This window comes from Nocardia grenadensis NBRC 108939, from assembly GCF_001613445.1.
In the GTDB taxonomy this organism is placed as follows: domain Bacteria; phylum Actinomycetota; class Actinomycetes; order Mycobacteriales; family Mycobacteriaceae; genus Nocardia; species Nocardia grenadensis.
This window is the reverse complement of sequence record NZ_BDCJ01000022.1, coordinates 42,794-68,396: the sequence shown is the minus strand read 5'-3', so window position 1 is coordinate 68,396 and position 25,603 is coordinate 42,794. Positions and strand designations below refer to the sequence as shown.

The window sequence follows — 25,603 nt, the reverse complement described above, 5'->3', positions numbered from 1 at the left end:
GGGGTTTCACCCTTCCCGATACGGTTGCGATCATGGCCACTGCACCGCCGGACGTGAACCCCGGCCCCCGCGAACCGGGGACCGTTGTGTGGACCGACCGTTTCCTGGACTACTCGTGGACCCCCGAGCATCCGATGAAACCGGTGCGTCTGCAGTACACGATGGCGCTGGCGCGCTCGCTCGGGATACTCGACGGAATCGAACTGCTGGAGCCCGGCGCGGCCGGCCGCGCGGAATTGCTCCGGATACACACCGGCGCCTATATCGAGGCGGTCCGCTCGGCGGTGCCGCGGGAGACAGTGGGTGATCTACCGGTCGACCCGCCCTACGGGCTCGGATCCAGCGACAATCCGGTGTTCCCCCGAATGCACGAGGCCGCCTCGGTGATCGTCGGCGGTACCCTGGCCGCGGCCCACGCCATCGCCACGGGCGCCACACGACGGGCGGTGAGCATCGGTGGCGGTATGCATCACGCCATGCCGGGCCGGGCCGCCGGTTTCTGTGTGTACAACGACGCGGCGGTGGCCATCTCCTGGCTGCTCGACCACGGTTTCGACCGGATCGCCTACCTCGATGTGGATGTCCATCACGGTGACGGGGTACAGCACGCGTTCTATCGGGATCCGCGGGTGCTCACCGTATCGATCCACCAGCATCCCGCCACACTGTGGCCGAACACCGGCTGGCCGGACGAGACCGGTAGCGGCCCCGGAGACGGCACCGCGATCAATCTCCCGCTGCTGCCGGGGACCCGCGATCCGCAATGGTTGCGCGCCTTCCACGCGGTCGTACCCGGCGCGGTGGCGGCGTTCCGGCCCCAGCTGGTGGTCAGCCAGTGCGGGGTGGATACCCACCGAGAGGATCCGCTCGCGGAGCTCGAATTGGGTATCGAGGGGCAGCGGGCGGCCTTCCTGGCGATGCGCGAGCTGGCCGACCGATATGCCGAGGGGCGGTGGTTGGCGGTCGGCGGGGGCGGGTACGGCCTGGTGCGGGTGGTGCCCCGGGCCTGGACCCATCTCCTGGGTATCGCGCTCGACCGCCCGGTGGACCCGGCGGCCCCGATACCGCAGGATTGGATCGATCTCGTGCACACCGACAGGCCACGGATATCACCGCCTCGCACCATGGGCGACGGTGTGGATATCGCGTTCCGGCGCTGGGACGGTCCCGGGGGGACCGCCGAAACCGGGGACGCGCGATTCGACCGCGCCCAGCACGCCGTCGATGCGGCCGTTCTCGCCACCCGCCGAGCGTGCTTCGGCCCGCTCGGCCTGGACCCGGAGGATCCGCGTGACTGACCCCGCCGACCGTGCTCCCGACCATCCGCCGCCGGCGCCGCTGCACTGGCAGGCCGATGTCCTGGCCTCCGACGGCGGTGTGGTGCGGGTGCGCCCGATCACCCCGGCCGACGCCGACGAGCTGCAGCGATTCCACACCGCACTGTCCGAGCGCAGCCGCTACCTGCGCTATTTCGGGCCGTACCCGCGAATATCGCCGAAGGATCTACACCGCACCACTCACCTCGACTATCGGGACCGGGTCGGACTCGTCGTGGTCCTCGGGGACGCGATAATCGCCGTCGGGCGCTACGAGATCCTGGACCGGGCCGGCTCGCGCGCGGCGGAGGTCGCCTTCGTGGTGGCCGACGAGCATCAGGGGCGCGGGCTCGGGTCGATCCTGCTGGAACATCTGGCCGGGGCAGCCGCGGAGAACCGGATCGACACCTTCGTCGCCGAGGTGCTGGCCGAGAACACCGTGATGGTCACCGTGTTCCGTGAGGCCGGCTACCAGGTGGAACGCAGTCGGGACGGTTCGGTGCTGCATCTGGAATTCGCCATCGACCCCACCGAGGCATTGCGCTCGGTGCGCGACGCGCGGGAACGTGCCTCGGAGGCACGCAGTGTGGGCAACCTGCTGGCCCCGCGTTCGGTGGCGGTGATCGGCGCGACGCCGAGCACCGCCCGCGTCGGCGGTGTGGTGCTGGCCAATCTGCTGGACGGAACGTTCCAGGGTGCGGTCTACCCGGTGAACCCCGAGCGGCGTTCGGTCCGCGGCGTCCACGCGTATCCGACGGTTCGCGATATCCCGGACGAGGTGGACCTTGCCGTCGTCGCGGTACCCGCCACCGCCATCGGATCGGTGCTCGACGACTGTATGGCCAAGGGCGTCAAAGGCCTACTGGTGCTGTCGGCGGGGTTCGGGGAGACGGGGGAGGAGGGCCGCAGGGCGGAGGCCGAACTGGTCGCGGCCGCCCGGGGGCACGGCATGCGCGTCGTGGGGCCGAGTGCGCTGGGCATCGCGAACACCGACCCGGCGGTCGGTCTCAATGCCACGCTGGCCACCCTGTTGCCTGGCCGCGGACGGATCGGTTTCTTCTGTCAGTCGGGGCCGCTCGGGGTGGCCATCCTCGCCGAGGCCGCCACGCGCAATCTGGGACTGTCCACCTTCGTCTCCGCCGGTAACCGCGCCGACGTTTCCGGCAACGATCTGCTGCAGTACTGGGATACCGACGCCGATACCGAGGTGATCCTGCTGTATCTGGAGAGTTTCGGTAATCCGCGGAAGTTCTCCCGTATCGCGCGCCGGGTGGCCCGCAACAAACCGATCGTCGCGGTCAGTCCCAGCCGGCTGGCCGCCCGCGGGATGTCGGACGGCGGGCTGGATCGATCCATCGTTCGCGATCTCTTCGCGCAATCCGGTGTGGTGCAGGCGGATTCGATCTCCGAGATGTTCGACTGCGCGGCCCTGCTGGGCTACCAGCCGCTGCCCCGCGGACCCCGGCCGGCCGTCGTGGGCAACAGCACCGCGCTCAACTGGCTGACCTCCGACGCGGCGCGCAGTGAGGGGCTCACCGTGGTCCAGCCGGTGGATCTCGGTCCACAGGCCACCCCCGAGGACTTCCGGATCGCAGTCGCCGCGGCACTGGAAGCCGAGAACACCGATGCGGTGATCGTGATCTTCGCACCACCGATCCCGCTGCCGCAGACCGGATATGCCGAGGCGATCCGGGCGGCCGTGGCCTCGGTGCCCGCGACCAAGCCGGTGCTCACCACCTTCGCCGGCGGGGACGGCATCCCGAACCTGCTGGCCGTCCGCGGTCCGGGCGCGGCCGCGATCCGCGGATCCATTCCGTCCTTCCCCGACCCGGCGCGCGCGGTCCGCGCGCTGGCCCGAGTGCATCGCTACGCGCGCTGGCGCGACCTGCCCGCGTTCCCGGACTCCGAGACCATCCACACCGGCGACGAGAACGGGCGACCGGCCGGTATCGATAGCGAGCGGGCCGTGCGGTTGATGGAGCAGTGGACGACCGATCCGGCCGGGCGGTGGCTGACCGACGATGAGACCGTCCTACTGCTCGAGTCCTACGGCATCTCCGTGGTGGAGTTCCGGGCGGTCCGCGATGCCGAGGCGGCCGTAGCGGCGGCCGAGGCGCTGGGATATCCGGTGGCGGCGAAGGCCACCAATGAGAGCTGGCGGCGCCGCCCCGATATGAGCTGGGTGCGGTTGGACCTGTGGCGTCCGGACGCGGTACGCCAGGCCTATCGCGATCTGGTCGAGCTGTGCGGGGACCCGCTCCTGCACATCCAGCGGATGGCCCCCAAGGGCGTCGGCTGTGTGCTGAAGGTGCAGGACGACCCGGCGTTCGGCTCGGTCATCGAATTCGGGCTCTCCGGGCCGATCATCGAACTCCTCGGCGATCGGGCCTATCGGGCGCTGCCACTGTCGGCCCAGGAAGCCGCCGCGCTGATCGACGCACCGCGTGCCGCCCCGCTACTGAACGGGACCCCGGCGAGTCCCCGGGTGGACAAAGCGGCTCTCATCGAACTCACCCGGCGTATCTCGGCGATGTTCGACGATCTCCCCGAACTACGGGAACTGTCCTTCGAGCCGGTGCTGGCCGCCCCGGAATCTGCGGCGATCCTCTATGCCCGCGCCCGGATCGGTCCGCAGCCGAGCCGCTTCGACACCGGGCCACGCCGGTTGGGATAGGAATCGGGCAGCGGGTCCCGTGCCGGGCCTTCTCGGGGCCATTCCGCCGGACCGGCAGGCAGGCCGCTGGTTGCCGGCCCCGGCACAGCGTGATCCGACCGGGTATAAGGCCGTGTAGACGGGGCATCGATACAGCGTGACCGGCCGAAACCGGCCGGTCACCGTTTCCCTGACAGGTGTCGCTATCAGCTCGCGTAGGCGCGCAGCCGATCCGCCCGCTCGCCCTTACGCAGCTTGGACATGACCTCGCGCTCGATCTGCCGGACCCGTTCCCGGGACAGGCCGAACAGCTTGCCGATCTGATCCAGGGTGCGCGGCTGGCCGTCGTCCAGTCCGAACCGCAGGCGGATGACCTGCTGTTCGCGTTCGTCGAGGGTGTTGAGCACGCTGCGCACGTCGTGGTGCAACAGACCGGCGATTACGGCGCTCTCGGCCGAGGTGGCCTCGGAGTCCTCGATGAAATCGCCCAGCGGGGCTTCTTCGTCGTTACCCACCGGCATGTCCAGGCTCACCGGATCGCGGCTGTGATCGAGCAGATCGGCGATCTTCTCCACCGCGATACCCGACTCGGACGCGAGTTCCTCGTCGGTGGCCTCCCGCCCGAGCTGCTGATGCAGTTCGCGCTTGATCCGGGCGAGCTTGTTGACCTGTTCGACCAGATGGACCGGGAGCCGGATGGTGCGGCTCTGATCGGCCATCCCTCTGGTGATCGCCTGCCGGATCCACCAGGTGGCGTAGGTCGAGAACTTGAAGCCCTTCGCGTAGTCGAACTTCTCCATCGCGCGGATCAGGCCCAGGTTGCCCTCTTGGATGAGGTCCAGCAGGGGCATCCCGCGACCCGTGTACCGCTTGGCGAGCGAGACGACCAGGCGCAGGTTGGCCTCCAGCAGGTGCGACCGCGCGGCCTGGCCCTCTCGGACGACCATGGCCAGATCACGCTTGCGGGTCGCCGACAAACGCTTGCCGGTCTCCAGCAGGTGCTGGGCGTAGAGACCCGCCTCGATGCGCTTGGCCAGTTCGACCTCGTCGGCAGCGGTGAGCAGCGCGGTCCGGCCGATTCCGTTCAGGTACACACGTACCAGGTCGGCGGCGGGGCTCTGAGCGTCGAGGTCCGAATCGGTGGGGCGCACACGAGTAGTGGCGGGGCTTGTCATGACTTGCCTCCTGTCGGTGGTGTCTCACTCCGAACAACGGACCCGACATAGGGAAAGTTCCCTCGCCGGGCACGGATAAACCGCTCTGAACTGCAGTTATCACTGTGGCGTTCTGAGAAGTTCCTGAGAACGAGAGCGCCTCGGCAGGCGGCGGAACACGCGGTGGGGCGTCGCTCTAGTGCGGCACCGGATGGATCAACCCATGCCGCACCAAACCGGTGACCACTCCGAGGGCGGCATCCGCGAACTCGGGGGAAACCTCCTCCGCTCCCTGTGACAGTGCCAGCAATTCGATCAGTTCGTACAACGGCAGGCCGTCGGACCGCATTCCCGCCAGTAGGGAGACCGTCGTCTCGTCCACCTCGTGCTGCCAGCGCGGTCCATCGCCCCGGTGTAGGCGTACCACCTGTTGCTCCCAGCCCTGCTCACCCGGCAGCGACACCCGCTCGAGCGCGGTCGCCGGGTCGATCCGGTAGCGCGAGCGCCGGGCCCGGTCCGGATCCGCGGCGATCTCGCGCAACCAGGCGGATCGCTGGAAGTAGGCGAGCACTTCCGTACCCAGCGGATCGTCGAAGCCGTGGGTGAGGTCCTCGGCCAGCACTTCGGTCGGCGCGTCCACGGCGCGCAGGTAGACGAAACCGAAACCGATACCGGTCACCTCGGCCCGGTCCAGCGCGGTCAGCCATTCCTCGGCCCGCTGCTGGGCCGCGGGGGCGCGTGGATCGAGGCCGGCATCGCGCAGCCAGGTGCCCACGTACAGCGCGGGGTCGGCGATATCGCGCTGGACGACCCAGGCGTCGATACCGTGCGCGGGCAACCAGCTCGAGACGCGCTGCCGCCAATCCCGGTCTTCGGTGTGCACCCAGGCGGCCAGCACCGCGGCGGTCCCGCCGGGGGCCAGTAGCTCGGGGACACCCGAGATCACCAGTTCGCTGGCGCCGTCGAGGGCGAGCCCGGAATCACGGTATGTGTGCTCGACCCGGGCGGGCCCGACCACGAAGGGTGGATTGGCCACCACCTGATCGAACCGCCGCCCGGCGACGGGTTCGAACCACGATCCCGGCACCAGGTCGATATCCAGATCGTTGAGTGCCGCGGTGGCCTCGGCCAGCCACAGCGCGCGTGGGTTCACATCCGTGGCGGTGACCGAGCGGGCGTAGGAGGCGGCGTGTACGGCCTGGATACCGCAGCCGGTGCCCAGATCCAGCACCGAGCCCACCGGTGCCGTCGGGGTGGCCCGCAGTAGTGAGAGCGAAGCATGGCCGACCCCGAGCACATGATCCTCGGTCAGGGTGCGCCGGTGCATCGACTCGTCGAGATCGGACAGGATCCAGCGGTTTCCCGCACCGATATCGGTCGGGCGCAGGTCCAACGCCGCGCGTATCTCGCCGCCCGAGCGGGTCAGCAGTCCCGCCGCCACGGCCTCGTCGATCCGGACCGGGGCCAGCGCCGCGGCGGCCTCGCGCTCGTCCAGCGCGTCACCGAGGAGCAGCAGCCGGACGAGCGAACCCAGTTCACCGGCGGTACGTGCGGCCCGGCGCACCGGTACCGGTTCTCCGCGGCCCAGGGCGCTGTGCGCGTCGTCGCCCAGCGTTTCGAGTAGCGTGTCGGCGTCGTATCCCACCCTGGTCAGCGCGGTGCGCAGGGCGGGGCACAGGGCGGTCAGCGGTGAGCGGACAGTCGATCCGTAGGTGGGCACAGCGGTACTCTGCCACCCCTGCGGTAACGGCCGGATGGCCGCACCGCCGTGGCGGTGTGGCCGGAGTCGGCGATGACGAGCGGTCTAGCCGTCGATCTGGTCGTGCCGGCGTTCTTCCAGCGCGGGACGTGGACGGTCCCAGCGGCTGGGCTCGTTCTTGTCCCGCGGCGGCCGGTCGTTGGCGATGAGGACCGCGATCCAGGGCAGCGGTACCGAAGCCGCCATGATCAGGATCGAGATCAGGGCATTGCCGAAGACCGTGTAGGCCACCCCGGCCAGGATCAGCGCCGGGATCCGGAACGCCATGATGATCGTGTACCGCCGGACCCGGGCCCGGTGCTGCTCCTCGAAGGAGGGGGCCGCCTTCGTGATCAGCGCCGCGTGCCGGGCGTCGTCGCCGGGGAAGTATCCGCGCGAACGAGAGGGACGGGCCGGCCGCGGTGTGCCGGGGGGCGCGCCGGGACCGCTCGCACCGGCGTCGAGGTGCTCCGAGCCGCGCTCGGAGTCTTCGCCGTGCTGCTGCATACCTTCGAGTCTTGCACTATCGCTGTCACCGTGTACAACGCGTCCGCCGGTAACCGTGCGCGGTGGGCGTGATGCCGGGTCCGGCCTCGTCGAGTTGGTGCCGGATCGTCATCGCCTGTGGGCGGAGGGAATGCGCCTTCGCCCGGGCGGACGACCGGTTTCACGTAGGCGTGTCGCCCGTCGGCCCGCGCCGGTGGGACGGTGGTGGCCGCCACCGCCACACGCCGGGTACTGCCCGGTCGCGGGGGTGATCGTGCGAACGGGGTGCCGTGATGCGGCATCATGGAGGGCGTGAGTACCGATACTCTGGTCCGCCCCGATACGACCACCGACGAGACCACCGGTGACGACACCCCCAAGTTCTTCCACTACGTGAAGAAGGACAAGATCGCCGAGAGTGCCGTGATGGGCACCATGGTGGTCGCCCTGTGCGGGGAGGTCTTTCCGGTGACGCGTTCGCCGAAGCCCGGTTCGCCGGTCTGCCCCGAGTGCAAGAAGGTCTACGAGTCCCTCCGCAAGGGCGACTGACCGCATCCGGACCGAGCCCGTAGGGCCGTCGGCTACACCTGAGTGTGCGCCGAGGGCGGTACCGGCGAGGTTGCCGCACCGGGCGTACCCCGGTGCGCTGCGGGGTTCGGCGCCCGAAACGCGAGCGTGGTCACCGGACCGGCTTGCCGGCTGTTTCTTGCCCCACTACATGGGCGCGGCCGCTTCGGCGGAACAATGACGGCCCGGCGCGCGTATCCGGTGGCGGGGCACCCGGCCTCGCCGACCACCGAATGCCCGGCCGGCAGATCAGCGGGTGATCAGCGGAGCCGACGTCCCACCTCCGGAACCGCCCTCCGGTCCGCTGTCGTCACCACGCCGCGCGCCGCGCCGGCGCGGGATCCGGTGTGTACCGGGATCCGCCGGGTCGGCTTCGTCGCCGTCCTGCGCGGCGCTGCGGCGTTTGGCCAGCCAGGCCTTGAACTGTTCCATCCGGGTGGCGCGGGCCGGCCAGAATTCCTGAACCGCCGCGTTGAATTCCGCGCCGAGGATCACCGCGAAACCCAGGAAGAACGTGAACAGCAGGAAGGCGATCGGGGTGGCCAGAGCGCCGTAGGTGACGCCCGTCCGGGTCACCAGGGTCAGGTAGCTGCGCAGGATCTCGCTGGCCGCCATGAAGAACACTGCCGCCAGCAGCGCCCCGCAGAACAACCGGTGGTAGGGCAGTGAACTGTGTAGCGCGAGTTTGTACAGCGTGGCCAGCCCGACGATGAGCAGCAATCCCACCGCGGGGTAGTAGAAGATATCGACCAGGCGGAGCCCCGGTTCCAGCCACGAATCCGGCAGAATCCGCCCGATCAGCACCGGGCCCAGCGCAACGAGCGGCAGGATGAAGATCGCCGCGACCAGGAACTGGACGTAGAGCAGCAGGGCGAAGATGCGCTGCCAGATCGGGTTCCGGGCGTCCTGCTGGTCGTGCGCCTCCACGATCGCGTCGACGAAGGTCGCCATGGCCGAGGATCCGGCCCACAGCGAGAGCACGAAACCCACCGAGACGAACGCGGCCCGGCCGCGCCCGAGCACATCGCGGATCGTCGGTTCGATCAGATCGGTGACCACACTCTGACTGAACAGGTCGCGGCTGAATGTGAGAGTTTTCGATTCCACGATCTCCACGGTGTCCGGCCCGAAGAGACCGCTGACGTAACCGAGCCCGCCGAGCAGGCCGAACAACAGCGGTACCAGCGACAGGGTCTGCCAGAATGCGGCGGCGGCGGATTTCGCGAAAATCGAGTCGTCCCAGGCCTTGACGGCCACCCGGACCACCAACCGGCCGATCTGGGCGAGGGCGCGGCGAGCCCACGCGGTACCCGACGGGTCCGCGCCGGGTTCGCGTCCGTAACTGTGCATGGTCTGTCCAGCATCGCGCACCCGAGCGCCCAGCGGTATGGCGGCCGGCAACGTGTCGGGGGTCGATGGGTGAATCGCCGGTTACCGGGCACGGCCCGGAAACCGGCCCCCACGGTGTGTGACACCGGTCGCGCGCTCCGCGCCGGTTTGGCGTCATCGCCGCCACGGCCGCTAGTGTTTCTCTCCGTGACCGATGCGAGCGGTGCTATTGCGACGGAGGTTCCGGGCGCATCCCTGCGCGCGTGGCAGCGGCGCGCGCTCACCCGGTACCTCACGACCAAACCCCGTGATTTCCTCGCTGTGGCGACGCCTGGGGCCGGTAAGACGACCTTCGCGCTGCGGGTCGCCGCGGAGTTGCTGGCCGACCGTACGGTCGACCAGGTCACCGTGGTCGCGCCGACCGAACATCTGAAACATCAGTGGGCCGCGTCGGGGGCGCGCTCGGGATTGGCGCTGGATTCGAACTTCTCCAACACCACCGGCGGCACCTCGGGGGACTATCACGGCGTGGTGGTCACCTACGCCCAGATCGCCGCGCACCCGTTCAAGCACCGCGTGCGCACCGAGAACCGGCGCACCCTGGTGATCCTGGACGAGATCCATCACGCAGGTGATTCGAAGAGCTGGGGTGACGCGGTGGCCGAGGCGTTCGGTGACGCCACCCGCCGGCTGGCGCTTACCGGTACCCCGTTCCGCAGCGACGACAGCCAGATCCCGTTCATCACCTACGAACCCGACGAGGCCGGTCTGCCGCGGTCCCGGGCCGATCACAGTTACGGCTACACCGAGGCGCTCGCGGACGGGGTCGTGCGGCCGGTGGTGTTCCTCGCCTACTCCGGCGAAGCGCACTGGCGCGACAGCGCGGGCGAGGAGTACACCGCCCGGCTCGGTGAACCACTGAACGCCGAACAGACCGCCCGGGCCTGGCGTACCGCGCTCGATCCGGCGGGCGACTGGATCTACGCGGTGCTGCGCGCGGCGGATATGCGGCTGGCGCAGCTGCGCGAGGGCGGTATGCACGACGCCGGCGGTCTGGTGATCGCTTCCGATCAGGAGCGGGCCCGTGCCTACGCGGAACTGATCGAGCATCTCACCGGTACCCGGCCGGTGCTGGTGCTCTCCGACGACCCCACCTCCTCGGCCCGCATCGGCGAGTTCAGTACGGGCACCCAGCCGTGGATGGTCGCGGTGCGGATGGTCTCCGAGGGCGTGGACGTCCCGCGGCTGGCGGTGGGTGTGTACGCCACCAGCGCCTCGACGCCGCTGTATTTCGCCCAGGCCATCGGTCGTTTCGTCCGCGCGCGGCGGCCGGGTGAGACCGCGAGTGTGTTCCTGCCGTCGGTTCCGGTGCTGCTGGACCTGGCCGCGCAGCTCGAGGTGCAGCGCGACCATGTCATCGGGAAACCGCACCGCGAGAAGGACGGTCTCGACGACGATCTGCTCACCGAGGCGAACAAACAGCAGGACGAACCGGGAGAGGAAGAGAAGGCGTTCGTACCGCTGGCCGCCGACGCCGAACTGGACCAGGTGATTTACGACGGGTCCTCGTTCGGTACCGCGACCTTCGCCGGTAGCGCCGAAGAAGCCGATTACCTGGGCATTCCCGGCTTGCTCGATGCCGACCAGATGCGTGCGCTGCTGCGGGAGCGCCAGGCCCGGCAGATCGCCGACCGATCCAAGGCCGAACCGGAGGCGCCGGCCCCTGCCTCGCCTGCGGCGGGAAATGCCGCTGAGCGGGTGGCGACCGCCGACAAGTTGGGCGAACTGCGGCGCGAGCTGAACAGTCTGGTCGCAATGCACCACCACCGCACCGGGAAACCGCACGGGGTGATCCACGGCGAGCTTCGGCGCCAGTGCGGCGGACCGCCCACCGCACTGGCCACCGTCGACCAGCTCGGCGAGCGGATCGCGGCGCTGCGCCGGATGTGAACCGCCGCGGCGGGTCCGCGGACTCGTCGCCGGTGGCGTCGGCTCTCCGGTCTGCCCTGCCGTGGGCTGCGTCGCCGAGCGCTTGCCCGCGTCGGCTGTAGCCGCCGCTCCGCGGAGAGGGCGCCGATCTCCTGCGTCGGGGTTCACGTCGTTCGGAGGAGCCGATGAGCTCTCGGGTGTCCGAGGTCACCGTCATTCTGTGGAGGCCGGTTCGGCTCTCGTGTCTGGGACGCCCCCGCCGTTCCGCGGAGACGGGGACGATTCTGTGCGCCGCGGCTGCCCGTCCTTTTCGAAGAAACGGCGCTCGATCCCGTGTTCCGTGCCATGCCGCCGTGCATCTGGGAGCGGGCCGTATCCGTCCCGCGGTTCGGTTCACACGTCGAAGAACATGGCGGGGTCCAGCGTGTTGAGCGGTACCCAGCGCGGCATGTCCGGTTCGGCGCCGGACTCGTCCGGCGCGGCACCGTGCTCCGGGTGCCCGTAGCCTTGCAGATCCAGGCTCAGCCGCGGATCCTCATCGACCCGGCGGGCGAGGGTGTAGAACGTGGCCAGCACATGGAGACAGCGTGCGGTGCGCGCACTGCACGAACAGTCGATCGCGGTGGGTTCCGGCGCTACCGGGACGCCCGCCGCGCGGGCCGCCGTGTGCATCTCGTCCGTGAGCGCGGTGCGTTCGGCGCCGACGATCGCGGACAGTGCTGTGAGCGCGGTCCGAGCGAGCGGTGCCAGTTCGATATGGACGACCGACGCCTGGCCGCCGCGGTGGATGTGCGCGCGAACGATCCGCCCTTCCATCTCGGGGTCGCAACCGTCGTTGCGGGCGATACTGCGTGCTCGCGGAAGCAGCGGATCCGGGCGGGTCTGTCGTAGCGGCTCGGCCAGCCGGACCCAGTCCATCCCCCAGTGCGTGTAGCCGAATTCGTTGTCCGCCATCAGTTTCCCCGCTTCCGTCGCAGCACTTCCAGGAGCCGCTCGTCGTCGAGCCGGGCGAGCTCGGCGATACCGCTACCGTCGCCGAGCTCCGTGAATGCGGATTTGCGCCGCTGCATTCCCGCGATATGTTCCTCGACCGTGGTGGCCGAGGTCAGGGTCGTGACGGTGACCGTACGGGTCTGCCCGATCCGGTGCACCCGGTCGGAGGCCTGGGCTTCCACCGCGGGATTCCACCACCGGTCGAAATGGATCACATCGGCGGCCCGGGTGAGGGTGAGCCCGGTGCCCGCCGCGCGCAGGCCGAGCACCAGAACCGGTGGCCCGCCGGGGGACTGGAACCGGGTGACGATCGCCGCCCGTTCGGCCTGGGTCAGCCCGCCGTGGAAGAAGGGCGCGGTGATGTCGAACTGTTCGGCCAGATGCCGCACCAGGAGATCACCGGTGGCCCGGTACTGGGTGAAGATGAGCGTCGGGGCGCCGTTGTCGAGGTTGGCGGCGACGATATCGGTGCACAGGTCGAGTTTCCCCGAGCGGCCCGTCAATTCGCCCTGGTCGCCGTGCACCAGACCGGGATGGTTGCATACCTGTTTCAGTGCGGTGAGCGCCGCCAGCACCCGGGTCTGCCGCCGGGTGCCGGTACCGAAGCCGTCGGTGACCGCGCGGTCGAGCAACTGATCGTAGAGTTTCTCCTGCTCGGGGGTGAGATCGCACAGCAGGTCGTTGTGGATCTTGGCCGGGAGTGCGGCGGCGACCTGTGTTTTGCGGCGGGCGAGCAGGACCGGTTCGATCGCGTCCTGCAGGCGCGCGGCCGCGGTGGCCGAACCCTGTTCGATGGGTTTGACGAAGCGCCGGCGGAACTGGGCGCGATGCCCGAACAGGCGTGGTGCGACGAGGTGCAGCAGTGACCACAGTTCGTCGAGGTGATTCTCCACCGGAGTGCCGGTCAGCGCGACGACGGCCGCGGCGTCGAGCGACCGGGCCGCCTTCGACACCTGCGTACGGGGATTCTTCAGCGCCTGGGCCTCGTCGAACACCACTGTTGCCCAGACATTCTCGGTGAGCCGGTGACCGTGGAGCCGCAGCACCGGGTAACCCGTCACGACGATATCGCCTGCCGCGGTGCCGGTCTCGCCGCCCCGCCAGGCCACCGGCCGCAGCGCGGGGGCGAAGCGCTGTATCTCGTGGACCCAGTTGCCCACCAGCGAGGTCGGGCACACTACGAGTTGCGCACCGCGGCCGGCCCGTCCGAGCAGCAGGCCGATGGTCTGTACGGTTTTGCCGAGACCCATCTCGTCGGCGAGGATCGCCCCGCCGTGGCGGGTTACGGTATCGCGCAACCAGCCGATCCCGCGCGCCTGATAGGGCCGCAGGTCGGCGCGCAGCTCATCGCGCAGGCCGGCGGCCACGGCCGCGGTGTCGTGAAGTACCGAGCGGGCGTGGTCACCGGTGAGCATCGCGGTCCCCGTGGCATTGGGAAACGCGTGCCCGGCGAGGGGGAGGTCCGCCTGTTCGCCGGCGAGGATCGCCTGCCAGGCGCGGGTGGAGTGGCCTGGATCGGCGGGTGCGAGGCCGGCGAGCCCGGCGGGGTCCACCAGTGCGCAGTCGACCGCGGCGACCTGCACGGTGATGCTCCCCGCACGGGCCTGCGCCCGGGTGCCGCCGGGTACCGCCAGGGTGAGGGTCGCGGTGTCGCCGATTCCCGTGGGCGCCGGGCCGGGCTCGCGGCCGGTCCAGGTCCACAGGGCGAACAGGTGACGGTCGGGCAGATAGGTGGTTTCGATGGTCGGCAGAGCGCACCCCTATTATCGACGTATGGTGTACGGAGTATTAGGCCAACGTGCACCGTACCGGATTTGTTCCGGTACCTACCGCTCGATGCTCGCGTGGTACCCCTACCTGGTGAAAGGAATGCGATGAGCGGCGACGACGCGCCGGTGACCGGCTCGCCCGATCCTGCCCGTGTCCTACTCGAACTGCTGTGGCGGCACGAGCTACCGCCCCGGCGCGGAGGTCGCGGCCCCCGGCAGACCGTGAGCGTCGACGAGGTGGTGGCCGCGGCGATCGGGCTCGCGGACCGGGAGGGCTATGAGAAAGTATCGGTCCGCGCCGTCGCCGCGGAGCTGGGACTGCGGCCGATGAGTCTGTACACCTACGTCCCCAGCAAGGACGCACTCACCGTCCTGATGGTCGACGCGGTCGCGCTGGAGGATGCCCCCATCCCCGCCGACCTGCCTGTGCGGGACCGGCTGGTGGCCGTCGCCCGGCAGATCCGGGACGAATACCTGACCCATCCGTGGCTGTTCGAGGTGCCCTCCTGGCGCATGGTGCTGGGGCCCGGTCGGATGCGGCGGTACGAGCGGCACCTGGCGGCGGTGGACGGGGCGGGTCTCGACGATATCGAGATGGACCGGGTGATCGCGGTGCTGTCGCAATTCGCCACCGGTAACGCGCGCACCGCCCTCGCCGCGGCCCGCAGCATCCGGGAACAATCCGATGCCGACTGGTGGGCGGCGCACGGCCCGGTACTCGAGCAGGTCATGCCGGCCACCGACTTCCCACTGTCCGCCCGGGTCGGCGCCGCCGTCGGCGAGCTCTACCAGGCACCGGGCGACCCGGCCGGCGACTTCGATTACGGGCTGCAACGCCTGATCGAAGGCATTCTGCCCGGCTGAAACGCCCGTGGCGGGCGACCGGATCGGTCGCCCGCCACGGAGACGGTGTTCTGTTGTTCGATGCTGTTGTGTCGGACGCGAGGACGGGTCAGAGAGCGGGAGCGGACTCCGTGTCGATCACGGCGTCGAGCTCGCGCAGTCGTTCCATATGTTCGTTCGCGTGGTGCTGGCAGAAGAGCAACTCGCCACCTGCGGGCAGAACGGCACGTACACGCGCAGCCGCCCCGCAGCGATCGCAGCGATCGACCGCGGTCAGTGGGGTGCTAGTCAGGGTTCCTGGCATGACTCCTCCGTCCTGGCTTCCGGCACAAAACCGTTCACCTGGTGTGAGGCCCGTGGTCACTCCGCGGGCTCGCTTCCGCTACTTCCCAGCAGTGGTGTAACTACTCTGTCAGACGTTCGGGGCATCGGGTTTGTTCCCCGTGGGGAACCAGTGTGTTTTCCCTAACACGACCAGCGGTTTTCGCCTGTGGCGAACACCGCGGGCCGGGTGTGGAAAACGCACGGCCGTCGCTCCGTACCGACTGTCGAGTTGTGTATCGGAGGTTACCCGTGCCCTGTGACACTCACACCCTTGTTCACCTCTGCACTCCCGGTGAGTGGGCACTTGCCCGGGAAGATGGGGAGCATCGGCCCGATTCGCTGCGGACGGAAGGCTTCGTTCATCTCTCCGCGCCGCAGCAGGTGCACCTGCCCGCTAACCGGCTTTTCGCAGGTAGGCGCGATCTTCTGCTCCTCCGTCTGGACCCGGGCCGCCTCGCGGCGCCGGTGCGCTGGGAGCCTGGGGCACCCAGTGACGATCCGGCGTTGCGTTTCCCACATCTGTACGGTCCGCTGCCGGTCGCGGCCGTGATCGGGGTGGACAGCTACCTTCCGGGCACCGACGGGCGCTTCGCGCCGTTGCCCGGCTGAGCCGCGACCGGTCTCGGCTACGGGTATCCGGTGGCCCCGTCGCCGAGTTCGCGCGCCAGGATCGCGGCCTGTACCCGCGACCGCATCCCCAGTTTGGTGAGCACACGTGACACATGTGTTTTGACCGTGGTCTCACTGATGAACAGCCGCGCCGCGATCTGCGCGTTGGACAGCCCGCCGCCCAGACAGTCGAACACCTCTTTCTCTCGGCCGGTCAGCTCGGCCATCCCCGGTGGCGGTTCGGGTCTGCGGTCGGCCGGTGTTCCGGCGAAGGCGTCGATCACCGCACGGGTCACCTCCGGGGCGAGCACCCCTTCGCCCGCGGCGACCGCGCGGACCGCGTCGACCAGCGCGGGCCCGGACGCGGACTTCAGCACGAACCCGGCGGCGCCCGCGCGGAGGCTGCGGAACACATACTCGTCGAGGTCGAAGGTGGTGAGAACGAGCACCCGGGCCAGGCCCTCGCCGGTCACCCGGGTGGTCGCGGTGATGCCGTCCACTCCCGGCATGCGCACATCCATCAGCACCACATCCGGCCGCAGCGCCCGGGCCTGGGCCACCGCGACCTCGCCGTCGGCGGCCTCACCGATCACCTCGATATCGCCGGCCGCGTCCAGGATCATGCGCAGTCCGGCGCGGATCGCGGCATGATCGTCGGCGATGAGAACCCGGACGGTCACCGCGGATCACCCGCGGTTTCGGGCACTGCGGCCAGGGGGAGCCGGGCGCGCACCCACCAGGCGCCGGCTTCCGGCCCCGCCCGCAACGTACCGCCGAGGGCGGCCGCGCGTTCGCGCATGTTGGACAGGCCGCGCCGGTCGCCGGACGAGTCCGGCGCCGGCCCGGTGCCCAGCGGGTTGTGTACCGTCAGCACCAGTGTCGTGGACTCGGCGTGCACGTCGATATCGACCTCCTGCCCGGGGGCGTGTTTCATCACATTGGTCACCGCTTCCTGGACGATGCGATAGGCCGCCTGGTCCACCGCCCCGGCCGGTACGGTCTCGCCCAGATCCAGCCGGACCCGTACCCGCATACCCGCCTGCCGAGCCGACTCGACCAGCCCGGGTAGCTGGGCCAGGCGCCCCGGCGCGGTGGTCTGATCGGCGTCGTCCTCGCGGCGCAGCAGACCGATCATCGTCCGCATCTCCCGGAGTGCTTCGACGCTGTTGGTGCGGATCGCGCCGAGTACGCCGGTCAGCCGCGGGTCGGCGGCACCGTCGAGACCGCCCAGTGCCGCTTCGGACTGCAGGGCGATGGCCGACAGATGCCCGGCGATCACATCGTGCAGGTCACGGGCCATGGCCTTACGTTCGTCGGCGACCGCCGCCCGCCGGTCCAGTTCGGCGACGAGTGAGAGGGCGCGGGCGCGGGCCCGTTCGGCGTCGGCGGTCTCCTTGTGCGCGCGGACGGTCAGCCCCCACCACAGCGAGGTGCCGACGAAGGCCGCCGCCAGTACCAGCGCCAGCGACATCAGATGCCAGTCGCCGGTGATCGCCAGCACCACCCCCGCCGCGGTCGCCGAGAGGGTCAGCCAGGCCACCACCGCGCCCTGCATCTGGCGGCGCGTGCCGTACACCACGGCCGCGTAGATGAGGTCGGTGTACACCAGCCAGACCGGCAGGGTCGGCCCGAGCGAGAGGTCCATCACCAGGGGAGCCAGTCCCAGCGCCATCGCGGTGATCGGTGCCCGGCGCCGCACCAGCAGTACCGCGCTCGCCAGCGCGAGGATCGCGATCCGCGGCCACAGCGAGCCGGCCTCTGCGTCGGGGGCGAACATCATATGGAAGCCGGCCAGGTACAGCAGCACGCCGAACAGGAACCATCCGCCCGCCACGACGACGTCCCGTGTCGTCGCCGATAACGCCGACCACCGCTGCATCCGTTCATCTCAACACACGGCTGCGCGGCCCGGATCCATCGAAGTGATGAGCGGTGCCGGTACGAACTGCGGACCTGCCGATGGCGTTCTCCGGCACACGCGTCCGGGCGTCGAGTATGCCGGCGCGGTCGGGACCTTCGCAGGGAAGCTGTCCGCTCACCGGAGCCGTCTCGGCCGGGCCGTGGTCGCGCGAGATTCCCGGCGTCCGGGCGCGGAACCCGCAACGGCGGTAATCTGCGGGGGCACCGTGTATGTCGGCCGCCCATCGACCGGTCCGGTAGGACACCGTCCACCGGCCGGGCCGGCACAGCGGCCCGGACGGACGGGAACCGGATGACGGTCTACACCCAGCGCCTCGACGGCAGGAACTATCGCTTCGACGGACTCGTGGATGTGCTGGCCAAGGCCACGCCCCGGCGCAGCGGCGACGAATCGGCCGGATGTGCCGCGAGTACCGACGCCGAACGAGCCGCCGCGCAATGGGTGCTCGCCGATATCCCGCTCACCGAATTCCTCGAGCAGCCCGTGGTTCCCTACGAAAGCGACGAGGTGACCCGGCTGATCCTGGACACCCACGATCGCGCCGCGTTCGGTCCGGTCGCCGCGCTCACGGTCGGCGGGCTCCGGGACCGGCTGCTCGCTGTCGCGGCCGGCGAGAGGACCGACGACCCGGCCGCCGGCCTGCGCGCGCTCGCGCCCGGACTGACCCCGGAGATGGCCGCCGCGGTCAGCAAACTCATGCGCAATCAGGACCTCATCGCAGTGGCGCACGCGGCCCGTGTGGGTTCGGCGTTCCGGACCACCATCGGGGCGCCCGGCACACTGGCCACCCGGCTACAACCCAACCATCCCACCGACGACCCCGACGGGATCGCCGCCGCCATCCTGGACGGCCTGCTGCTGGGCTGTGGTGACGCGGTGATCGGCGTCAACCCGGCCACCGACTCCCCGCGGGCGGCGGCGGATCTGCTCGCGTTGCTCGACGATATCCGCACCCGCTTCGATATTCCGGCGCAGTCGTGCGTGCTCGCCCATGTCACCACCACGCTCGAACTGATCTCGGCCGGAGCGCCGGTCGATCTGGTCTTCCAGTCCGTCGCCGGTACGGAGGCCGCCAATTCCGCGTTCGGGGTGAACCTTGCGCTGCTCCGGGAGGCGAACGACGCCGGACGGTCGCTGCGGCGCGGCACCGTCGGCGACAATGTGATGTATCTGGAGACCGGTCAGGGGTCGGCGCTGTCGGCCGACGCGCACCGGGGCACGGGCGGCAGACCGGTGGACCAGCAGACCCTCGAGGCGCGCGCCTACGGTGTGGCCCGGGAGCTGCGACCGCTGCTGGTGAACACGGTGGTCGGGTTCATCGGCCCGGAGTACCTCTACGACGGCAAACAGATCGTGCGGGCGGGCCTCGAGGATCATTTCTGCGGCAAATTGCTGGGCCTGCCGATGGGCGTGGACGTCTGCTACACCAACCATGCCGAAGCCGACCAGGACGATATGGACACGCTGCTCACTCTGCTCGGTGCCGCCGGCTGTGCCTTCGTCATCGCGGTGCCCGGCGCCGACGATGTGATGCTCGGCTACCAGAGCCTGAGCTTCCACGACGCGCTCTACGCCCGCCGGGTGCTGGGACTGCGGCCCGCCCCGGAGTTCGCGCAGTGGCTGGACCGGCTCGGGATGCTGGACGAGACGGGCCGGGTGCTGCCGGTGGCGCCGGCCGCGTCGCCGTTGCGCGCGCTGACAGGGAGCCGATGACCACCGGCGAAGAGAGGGAACCCGCGGACTCCCAGGAGTTCTGGACCGGATTGCGGTCGTTCACCCAGGCGCGTATCGGGTTGGGCCGGGCCGGCGACGCGCTACCCACCCGGCGCGTCCTGGAATTCGCAGCCGCGCACGCCGCCGCCCGCGACGCGGTGCACATCCCGCTCGAGGTACCGGCGCTGTGCGCGCGGCTCGCCGAACTGGGCGTGGGCGATCCGGTGCATATCCGTAGCCGGGCCCGGGACCGGGCCGAGTATCTGCGGCGCCCGGACCTCGGCCGGGTGCCGGCCGGCGATCCGGGCGCGGTGGACGGCGGGCCGGTGCGACTGGCGCACTCGGGCGCCGATATCGGCCTGGTCCTCGCCGACGGATTGTCCGCCCGGGCGCTCATCGTCCATGGGCCGCCCACTGTCGCGGCGCTGCTGGAGGTGCTGCGCCCGCACTGGTCGATCTCGACGCCGGTGGTGGCGACGCAGGCGCGAGTGGCGCTGGGCGACCATATCGGTGCCGCCCTGGGGGTGACGACCGTGCTGGTGCTGATCGGTGAACGTCCCGGCCTCTCGGTGGCCGACAGCCTCGGTATCTACCTGACCCATCGGCCACGACCCGGCCGCACCGACGCCGACCGCAATTGCGTATCGAACATCCACCCGCCCGAGGGCACGGGATACCGGCGGGCGGCGGAGGTCGTCGCCGCCCTGGTGGCCGGGGCCCGCCGGCTCGATCGCTCCGGTGTGACGCTGAAGGACACATCCCGGGACCCGATCCTGCCGGGCCCGTCCGGCCGATTATCCGACGGCGCAGCGGGGTAGTCGCGCAATGGCCCCTGGACACCGTGGGAACCGATGGTTCCACAGGTGTCCAGGGGCCGCCGAGTGCGCTGCCGGGACTCAGTCCAGGTAGTCGCGCAGGACCTGTGATCGGCTGGGGTGCCGGAGCTTGCTCATGGTCTTGGATTCGATCTGCCGGATCCGCTCGCGTGTCACCCCGTAGACCTGACCGATCTCGTCCAGAGTGCGCGGCTGGCCGTCGGTCAGGCCGAACCGCAGCCGGACCACGCCCGCCTCGCGTTCGGACAAGGTCTCCAGCACCGACTGCAGCTGATCCTGCAGCAGGGTGAAGCTGACCGCGTCCACCGCGACCACGGCCTCGGAGTCCTCGATGAAATCACCGAGTTGACTGTCGCCCTCGTCGCCGATGGTCTGATCCAGCGAAATGGGCTCCCGGGCGTACTGCTGGATCTCCAGCACCTTCTCCGGGGTGATGTCCATTTCCTTGGCCAGCTCCTCCGGGGTGGGTTCGCGACCCAGGTCCTGGAGCAGCTCGCGCTGGATACGCCCGAGCTTGTTGATGACCTCCACCATGTGCACCGGGATACGGATGGTGCGGGCCTGGTCGGCCATGGCGCGGGTGATCGCCTGCCGGATCCACCAGGTGGCGTAGGTGGAGAACTTGTAGCCCTTGGTGTAATCGAACTTCTCGACCGCGCGGATCAGGCCGAGGTTGCCCTCCTGGATGAGATCCAGGAACGCCATCCCGCGGCCGGTGTAGCGCTTGGCCAGCGATACCACCAGCCGCAGGTTCGCCTCTAGCAGGTGGTTCTTGGCCCGGTTGCCGTCGCGGATGATCCAGTTGAAATCACGGCGGGTGGCCACGGGAAGCTTGTCCCCGGCCTCGGTGAACTCGCGCATCTTCTCCGCCGCGTAGAGCCCGGCCTCGATCCGCTTGGCGAGTTCGACCTCCTCCTCGGCGTTGAGCAGCGCGACCTTACCGATCTGCTTGAGGTAGGCCCGCACCGAGTCCGCGGAAGCGGTCAGTTCGGCGTCCTTGCGCGCTTGGCGCAGCGCCTCGGACTCCTCCTCGTCCCAGACGAAATCGCCGGAGGCCTTGTCCGCCGCGGTGGGTTCGGAGGTGCCGTCCTCGGCTGCCTCGCCCTCGGATTCCTCCTCGACGGGCTCGGCGACCAGATCCTCGCCCTCTTCGGTGAGATCGTCCTCGGAGACCTCCAGATCACCGAGATCCGCCACATCCAGCGAATCGTCGTCTAGCTGTTCCTCGCCCGTGCCCGGGGCGCCCGCGCTCCCCGCCTTCTTGGCCGGGGCCTTCTTGGCAGCTCCCTTCTTGGCAGCGGCCTTCTTGGCCGGAGCCTTCTTGGCAGCGGTCTTCTTCGCCGGGGCCTTCTTGGCCACGGCCTTGCGGGCCGGGCGTGCCGCGGGAACTTCCGTGGCCTCGGCGTCGGCCGATTCGGCTGTCTGACGGGTATTCGTGGCTACCACGTACGCCCTTTCGTGACGGTCTCGTGCGGCGTCACGCCAGAGTAGTATTCCGGCGGAGCGGTCTGTCGGGTTTACCGGCTAAAACGCCGGTCGGGTGTCCGGCTCACCGCCGGGTGCTTCCATTGTAACGATCCGACCAGTGTGCACTGACCCGTGCCGTGGACAACCTCAGGGGGTGATCCCGGCAGCAACGGCCATGGCGGCGCCGACGATACCCGCTGTGTTCTTCAAGTTCGCCGGAACCACGCGGGTGCGGTTGGTCAGCAGTGGAATCCACTGGTCGGCGTCGCGGCTGATCCCGCCACCGGCGACGATCACCGTCGGCCAGAAAAGGTCCTCCAGGCCGCTCAATACGGTGCTCACCCGCGCCGCCCACTCGGGGTAGTCGAGGTTTTCCCTTTCCTTGACCGAGGCGGCGGCCCGGTGCTCGGTTTCCATGCCGCCGATCTCGAGATGCCCGAGTTCGGTGTTGGGAACGAGGGAGCCGTTGTTGAGCAGCGCGGAACCGATTCCGGTACCGAAGGTGAGCAGGAGTACGAGGCCGTGGATATCGCGGGCGGCGCCGTAGCGGTCCTCGGCGAGCCCCGCGGCGTCGGCATCGTTGAGCACGGTCACCTCACGACCGCCCAGCGCCGCCGCGAACAGGGCCCGGGCGTCGGTGCCGATCCAGGACTTGTCGACATTGGCGGCGGTGTACGCGACGCCGTCGAGGACCACACACGGCAGGGTGAGACCCACCGGCCCGTCCCAGTCCGCGATCTCGATCAACTTCGCCACGGCCGCCGCGACCGCGCCCGGGGTGGACGGATGTGGGGTCGCGATCTTGATGCGCTCGTGTACGAGCTCCCCGGTGTCCAGATCGACCGCGGCGCCCTTGACGCCGCTTCCGCCGATATCGATACCGAACGCGTGCCGTCCAACGGACATGCGGGTTCCTCGTTCCCTGTGCTGGCTGATTGTCGTGGTGCGTCGCACCGGTTTCCGGGTGGGCCCGGCCGCGCGCGCGAGGGATCCGGACGGCGTCGTCGGGCCACCCGCGTCGCGCTGCCTCCTCCGCGGCCACGCTCCGCCGGTGTGGTGTGCACGACAAGGGTAATGTGCGCGCCCGGACGACCTCATCGCAGGATCTGTGCTCCGATGGAGGACGTGCCGGAATCGATTTGGTCTCTCACCGCTGCCACCCAACCCGCCCCCGCCGATGCCACCGTGCTACGCCGGATCGCGGCCCATCTGGCCGGTATCGCCGCCGCCCATGCCCGGGTCCGCCGTCGTGAGGTCTTCGCCTCCGCCGCCTCCGCCGAGGCCGCGGTGCGCACCAAGAGCACTCCGACCGACCCGGTGACCGTTGTCGATACCGAGACCGAACAGCTCATCCGCGACGAACTGGCCCGGCTGCGCCCCGGCGACCGGATTCTCGGCGAGGAGGGTGGCGGCGATCTGGCCGCAGCGGGGGACGACGAGGTGGTGTGGGTGGTCGATCCGATCGACGGCACCGTGAACTTCCTCTACGGAATTCCGGCGTACGCGGTGTCGGTGGCCGCGGTGCGCGGCGGGCGACCGGTCGCGGGGGCGGTCGCCGATGTCGCGGCGTCGACGGTCTACATCGCGGCCACGGGTCTCGGGGCACTGCGGATAGGCCCGGACGGCCGGGATACCCCGCTACGGTGCAACCCGGTGCGCTCCGTGCGGCTGGCCCTGGTCGCGACCGGATTCGCCTACGGGGTGCCCCGCCGCACCCGGCAGGCGGCCCGCGTTGCGGAGTTGCTGCCGCATGTGCGGGATATCCGCCGGATCGGCGCGGCGGCGCTGGATCTGTGCATGGTCGCCGAGGGTCGGGTGGACGCGCACTACGAACACGGCCTGAATCCGTGGGACTGGGCGGCGGGCGCGCTGATCGCAGCCGAGGCCGGTGCGGTGCTGCGGTTGCCCCCGCTGCCGACGACCGGCGCCGCGGGGGCACTCGTGGTGGCCGCGGCGCCCGGTATCGCCGACGAACTGTTCGCGCTGCTCGATCGGCTGGGCGTGGCCGAGCCGATCCCGGAGACCTGATCCCGGCCCGTGGTCAGCAGCGGGCGGTCCGGGCGGCCGCGAGCATATCCGGGTCGATGGCCGGGCTCTCCCCGCTCACCGGGTTCTTCAACGACCGCAGCACCTCTTCGGCGTCGTTGTTGGGCTGGAGGTCGCCGCCGAACAGCGAGCCGAGCACCAGGTCGACGGATTTGTCGGATCGTTTGTCCTCGACGAGTTCGGCACACGGGACGGCCAGCTGTACCGCGGCCGCGACCGGGCGGCCGCTCTCCCCGAACCGAATCTGGCCGGTGCATTCCAGGTCACCGTTGGCGTATATCGGATCGTTACCGTATGGATCCCCGGGCGGGCTGCCGAAGCCCAGATCACCGAGCTGGGCCGCGACATGCGCGGCCTGGCCGCGCTGCCCGTTGGCGTTCAGGACACGTACCTGGGTGCCCGCGGTCGGTGCGGGCTCCACATCCTCGAGGCGACTCGGCCCGACCCGCTGGCCGGGCAGCGGTTGCGGTGCGGCTTTGGGGTCGGTGGCCGGGGTGGGCGAATTGCATGCCATCGGCGTGTGGTCGTCATCGTTGGTGGTCAGTGCTTTGATCCACAGACCTGCGCAAACAACCATGAGAACAACGACGAGGATCAGCCAGGGTCGCGGCCGTCGACGCGGGTAGGGACGGCCTTTGGCATCCGTCGGTCTGCCTTCGGTGATCAGTGAAACCACGTCGATACTGTACGTACCCTGTCCCGGGCGTCGCGCATTACCCAGGCCGCTCCGGGCGCGTTACCGGGGCCGGTCACGGCTCGCTCGGAGCGGCGTATCGATTGCCCAGCGGTTTCGACACGGCTGGGTTTCGATTGCGACATTTTCCGCACCGTCCGCTATTGTCTGGCCGCCCAGACCGAAATATCCATGAGTAAATCGGCGTTCGGTCGCGGGAACAAGCAGGGCAACTCATGCGTTGTCCGGACGCTATCGGAGGTGAGTCCATCGGATTCGCGCTGATAGAGGACCGGTGCGGGTGTGAAGTGCACCACCGGCGGGGCGGCGGGCGCGGTCGAGAGACGGCGTGCGCCGATCCGGATATACGGAGTAAGGACGAGGGGAAGACGACATGGCAACCGACTATGACGCACCGAGGCGTACCGAGTCCGACGATGTGTCGGAGGATTCGCTGGAGGAGCTGAAGGCTCGTCGCAACGAGGCCCAGTCCGCCGTCGTGGATGTCGACGAATCCGATACCGCGGAGTCGTTCGAACTCCCCGGCGCGGACCTGTCCGAGGAAGTGCTGACGGTTCGGGTGATCCCGAAACAGGCCGACGAGTTCACCTGCTCGAGCTGTTTCCTGGTACATCACCGCAGCCGCCTCGCCAGCGAGGCGGGCGGTCAGATGATCTGCATGGATTGCGCGGCCTGAGCGGAGCGTGAGGTCAATCCGCGCTCGGAATTCCGAGCGCGGCCAGGACCGCTGTGGGCCGGCGCGTACTCACCAGCCAGTAGGGTGTCGGGTCGTCCGGGTCGTCGAGAACGAGCAGGATCATGGTGCCGATCCACGGACGGTGCTGGACATAGGCCGCGGGATCGAGTTGACGGCCCAGCGCCGTGCTCTTGGCGCTCCTGGGCACCACGGTCGCCCGGGCGACGAACGATACCGGCAGATGGGCCCGGTCCACCCGCAGTTCGGGGGTGCCCGCCGCATCCTGGGTGACTTCGAGACGATGCCGGCTCGTCCACAGCAGCACCCAGACGGGCACCGGGAACAGCAGGACATAGGGCAGCCAGGCCCGCAGGCCGGGCGCTCCCATATGGATTTCCGCGGCGAGCAGGCCGGCGAGGGCGAAGCCCACCGGCCACCACCACAGCGGCACCCAGAGGCGTTCGCGATAGGCGGACGGTTCCGGTCGCGCGGGATGCTCGGTTTCGGTGGGTCGAGGCTGGTCGGACACGACTCAACACT

23 protein-coding genes are annotated in these 25,603 nt (G+C 69.6%); 10 read left to right on the top strand and 13 right to left on the bottom strand.

All coding sequences use genetic code 11. The features are described 5' to 3' along the window. The first annotated feature begins 32 nt into the window (after positions 1-32). Both NGR01S_RS23070 and NGR01S_RS23065 read left to right on the top strand, forming a co-directional pair. Complete coding sequence (locus tag NGR01S_RS23070; RefSeq protein ID WP_063040329.1) at positions 33-1,298, top strand: acetoin utilization protein AcuC; 1,266 nt, start codon at positions 33-35, stop codon at positions 1,296-1,298. Then, positions 1,291-3,990, top strand: coding sequence for a bifunctional acetate--CoA ligase family protein/GNAT family N-acetyltransferase (locus NGR01S_RS23065; protein WP_063040331.1), 2,700 nt, complete (start codon positions 1,291-1,293; stop codon positions 3,988-3,990). The genes NGR01S_RS23070 and NGR01S_RS23065 overlap by 8 nt, the downstream gene beginning before the upstream one ends. Before the next feature lie 185 nt (positions 3,991-4,175). Here the strand turns inward: NGR01S_RS23065 and NGR01S_RS23060 are convergent, their stop codons facing one another. The 3 genes from NGR01S_RS23060 to NGR01S_RS23050 form a co-directional block, all read right to left on the bottom strand. Next, positions 4,176-5,144: a sigma-70 family RNA polymerase sigma factor gene (locus tag NGR01S_RS23060; RefSeq protein WP_063040202.1), complete on the bottom strand. Its 969-nt coding sequence runs from the start codon at positions 5,142-5,144 to the stop codon at positions 4,176-4,178. 175 nt (positions 5,145-5,319) lie between these two features. Further along, positions 5,320-6,843, bottom strand: a complete 1,524-nt coding sequence (locus tag NGR01S_RS23055; RefSeq protein ID WP_063040200.1) for a DUF7782 domain-containing protein — start codon at positions 6,841-6,843, stop codon at positions 5,320-5,322. An 84-nt stretch (positions 6,844-6,927) separates the two neighbouring features. Next, positions 6,928-7,368: a DUF3099 domain-containing protein gene (locus NGR01S_RS23050; RefSeq protein WP_039825702.1), complete on the bottom strand. Its 441-nt coding sequence runs from the start codon at positions 7,366-7,368 to the stop codon at positions 6,928-6,930. A 291-nt stretch (positions 7,369-7,659) separates the two neighbouring features. Here NGR01S_RS23050 and NGR01S_RS23045 point away from each other — a divergent pair, with 291 nt between their 5' ends. Further along, positions 7,660-7,896, top strand: coding sequence for a DUF3039 domain-containing protein (locus tag NGR01S_RS23045; protein ID WP_063040327.1), 237 nt, complete (start codon positions 7,660-7,662; stop codon positions 7,894-7,896). 267 nt (positions 7,897-8,163) lie between these two features. Here the strand turns inward: NGR01S_RS23045 and NGR01S_RS23040 are convergent, their stop codons facing one another. Then, positions 8,164-9,264 (bottom strand): YihY/virulence factor BrkB family protein, encoded by a 1,101-nt coding sequence (locus tag NGR01S_RS23040; RefSeq protein WP_084481616.1) that lies wholly within the window; start codon positions 9,262-9,264, stop codon positions 8,164-8,166. A gap of 186 nt (positions 9,265-9,450) precedes the next feature. Between NGR01S_RS23040 and NGR01S_RS23035 the strand changes: the two genes are divergently transcribed. Next, on the top strand, positions 9,451-11,193 hold the full coding sequence (locus NGR01S_RS23035; protein ID WP_084481631.1) for a DEAD/DEAH box helicase: 1,743 nt from the start codon (positions 9,451-9,453) through the stop codon (positions 11,191-11,193). A gap of 372 nt (positions 11,194-11,565) precedes the next feature. On the opposite strand, the gene NGR01S_RS23030 is transcribed toward NGR01S_RS23035, so the two are convergent. Then, the gene (locus tag NGR01S_RS23030) at positions 11,566-12,126 is read right to left on the bottom strand and encodes a hypothetical protein (protein WP_063040196.1); all 561 of its coding nucleotides are present in this window, start codon (positions 12,124-12,126) and stop codon (positions 11,566-11,568) included. Continuing rightward, the gene (locus NGR01S_RS23025) at positions 12,126-13,877 is read right to left on the bottom strand and encodes a DEAD/DEAH box helicase (RefSeq protein WP_063040194.1); all 1,752 of its coding nucleotides are present in this window, start codon (positions 13,875-13,877) and stop codon (positions 12,126-12,128) included. The genes NGR01S_RS23030 and NGR01S_RS23025 overlap by 1 nt, the downstream gene beginning before the upstream one ends. Positions 13,878-14,039: 162 nt before the next feature. Here NGR01S_RS23025 and NGR01S_RS23020 point away from each other — a divergent pair, with 162 nt between their 5' ends. After that, on the top strand, positions 14,040-14,798 hold the full coding sequence (locus NGR01S_RS23020) for a TetR/AcrR family transcriptional regulator (protein WP_063040192.1): 759 nt from the start codon (positions 14,040-14,042) through the stop codon (positions 14,796-14,798). A gap of 88 nt (positions 14,799-14,886) precedes the next feature. Here NGR01S_RS23020 and NGR01S_RS23015 read toward each other — a convergent pair whose 3' ends face one another. Then, positions 14,887-15,081 (bottom strand): DUF7455 domain-containing protein, encoded by a 195-nt coding sequence (locus NGR01S_RS23015; protein ID WP_030521621.1) that lies wholly within the window; start codon positions 15,079-15,081, stop codon positions 14,887-14,889. Between the two features lie 269 nt (positions 15,082-15,350). Here NGR01S_RS23015 and NGR01S_RS30465 point away from each other — a divergent pair, with 269 nt between their 5' ends. Further along, positions 15,351-15,710: a DUF952 domain-containing protein gene (locus NGR01S_RS30465; RefSeq protein ID WP_084481615.1), complete on the top strand. Its 360-nt coding sequence runs from the start codon at positions 15,351-15,353 to the stop codon at positions 15,708-15,710. 17 nt (positions 15,711-15,727) lie between these two features. On the opposite strand, the gene NGR01S_RS23005 is transcribed toward NGR01S_RS30465, so the two are convergent. Both NGR01S_RS23005 and NGR01S_RS23000 read right to left on the bottom strand, forming a co-directional pair. Then, entirely contained in the window at positions 15,728-16,390 is a 663-nt protein-coding gene (locus NGR01S_RS23005) for a response regulator (protein WP_063040188.1), read from the bottom strand. Next, the gene (locus NGR01S_RS23000) at positions 16,387-17,589 is read right to left on the bottom strand and encodes a sensor histidine kinase (protein WP_063040186.1); all 1,203 of its coding nucleotides are present in this window, start codon (positions 17,587-17,589) and stop codon (positions 16,387-16,389) included. The genes NGR01S_RS23005 and NGR01S_RS23000 overlap by 4 nt, the downstream gene beginning before the upstream one ends. Before the next feature lie 333 nt (positions 17,590-17,922). Here NGR01S_RS23000 and NGR01S_RS22995 point away from each other — a divergent pair, with 333 nt between their 5' ends. Together NGR01S_RS22995 and eutC are read left to right on the top strand one after the other, a co-directional pair. Next, entirely contained in the window at positions 17,923-19,344 is a 1,422-nt protein-coding gene (locus tag NGR01S_RS22995) for an ethanolamine ammonia-lyase subunit EutB (RefSeq protein ID WP_063040185.1), read from the top strand. Continuing rightward, on the top strand, positions 19,341-20,162 hold the full coding sequence (eutC, locus tag NGR01S_RS22990; protein ID WP_063040183.1) for an ethanolamine ammonia-lyase subunit EutC: 822 nt from the start codon (positions 19,341-19,343) through the stop codon (positions 20,160-20,162). Before NGR01S_RS22995 ends, eutC begins: the two co-directional genes overlap by 4 nt. Positions 20,163-20,240: 78 nt before the next feature. On the opposite strand, the gene NGR01S_RS22985 is transcribed toward eutC, so the two are convergent. Together NGR01S_RS22985 and ppgK are read right to left on the bottom strand one after the other, a co-directional pair. Continuing rightward, positions 20,241-21,626 (bottom strand): RNA polymerase sigma factor, encoded by a 1,386-nt coding sequence (locus NGR01S_RS22985; protein WP_063040181.1) that lies wholly within the window; start codon positions 21,624-21,626, stop codon positions 20,241-20,243. A gap of 168 nt (positions 21,627-21,794) precedes the next feature. Continuing rightward, entirely contained in the window at positions 21,795-22,553 is a 759-nt protein-coding gene (ppgK, locus tag NGR01S_RS22980) for a polyphosphate--glucose phosphotransferase (RefSeq protein ID WP_084481614.1), read from the bottom strand. Positions 22,554-22,763: 210 nt separating this feature from the next. Between ppgK and NGR01S_RS22975 the strand changes: the two genes are divergently transcribed. After that, positions 22,764-23,675 carry an inositol monophosphatase family protein gene (locus tag NGR01S_RS22975; RefSeq protein WP_063040179.1) on the top strand — a complete coding sequence of 304 codons (912 nt, stop codon included), beginning with the start codon at positions 22,764-22,766 and terminating at the stop codon, positions 23,673-23,675. Positions 23,676-23,688: 13 nt separating this feature from the next. On the opposite strand, the gene cei is transcribed toward NGR01S_RS22975, so the two are convergent. Further along, positions 23,689-24,369 (bottom strand): envelope integrity protein Cei, encoded by a 681-nt coding sequence (gene cei / locus NGR01S_RS22970; RefSeq protein ID WP_063040177.1) that lies wholly within the window; start codon positions 24,367-24,369, stop codon positions 23,689-23,691. Between the two features lie 391 nt (positions 24,370-24,760). Between cei and NGR01S_RS22965 the strand changes: the two genes are divergently transcribed. After that, positions 24,761-25,063 (top strand): DUF4193 domain-containing protein, encoded by a 303-nt coding sequence (locus tag NGR01S_RS22965; RefSeq protein WP_030521610.1) that lies wholly within the window; start codon positions 24,761-24,763, stop codon positions 25,061-25,063. A gap of 13 nt (positions 25,064-25,076) precedes the next feature. On the opposite strand, the gene NGR01S_RS22960 is transcribed toward NGR01S_RS22965, so the two are convergent. Beyond that, the gene (locus NGR01S_RS22960; RefSeq protein ID WP_063040175.1) at positions 25,077-25,592 is read right to left on the bottom strand and encodes a DUF3093 domain-containing protein; all 516 of its coding nucleotides are present in this window, start codon (positions 25,590-25,592) and stop codon (positions 25,077-25,079) included. Positions 25,593-25,603: the final 11 nt, after the last annotated feature.